This window comes from Aeromonas taiwanensis (assembly GCF_000820165.1).
In the GTDB taxonomy this organism is placed as follows: Bacteria; Pseudomonadota; Gammaproteobacteria; order Enterobacterales; family Aeromonadaceae; genus Aeromonas; species Aeromonas taiwanensis.
In genome coordinates this window covers 1-740 of record NZ_CDDD01000105.1, presented here as the reverse complement: position 1 = coordinate 740, position 740 = coordinate 1, and the positions used below count along the sequence as shown (strand labels likewise).

Here is a 740-nt window from a genome sequence, read left to right as displayed (position 1 = left end):
AGGAGGGGGATACGACGGGGGGAGATCGCAGAGAAGGAGAGACGGCGGAGAATGGCGAATACGGCGGATAAAGATAGGGGCCGCGCTTTCGCAACGGCCCCCACCCCCCACGCGGTGTGGTGCTATCAGATCAGCTTGCGAGCGGCGCCCAGCACGATCTTGATGGCATCAGATTCGGTTTTCGCCATGGTTTCGGCGTTCGGGATTTCCTGCTGGGTACGGTTCACGATGACACCGGCTACCATACCGGCACGCAGGCCCTGGCTGGAGCACATGGTCAGCAGGGTGGCGGACTCCATCTCGTAGTTCAGCACGCCCATGGCTTGCCACTCTTTCATGGAACCCTGGAAGCGTTGTACCACGCGACCGGATACGGTGTCGTAACGCTCCTGACCCGGGTAGAAGGTGTCGGAGGAAGCGGTCACGCCCACGTGCAGCTTGGAGCCCAGCTCCTTGGCAGTCTCGACCAGTGCGGTGGTGCACTCGAAGTCGGCCACGGCCGGGAATTCCATCGGGGCAAAGTGCAGGCTGGCACCGTCGAGGCGCACGGAGCCGGTGGTGACGATGACGTCGCCCACGTTCAGGTGCGGCTGGATGGCGCCAGTGGTGCCGATGCGCAGGAAGGTGCGGATCCCCAGCTGGGCCAGCTCTTCCACGGCGATGGAGGTAGACGGGCCACCGATACCGGTGGAGCAGACGATGACGGCCTTGCCGTCCATCTCGCCGCGCCAGGTGGTGAA

1 protein-coding gene is annotated in these 740 nt (G+C 64.1%); it reads right to left on the bottom strand.

The features are described 5' to 3' along the window. Window positions 1–125: 125 nt before the first annotated feature. On the bottom strand, window positions 126–740 hold a 615-nt coding region (udp, locus tag BN1136_RS19035), incomplete at its 5' end, for a uridine phosphorylase (RefSeq protein ID WP_043809090.1).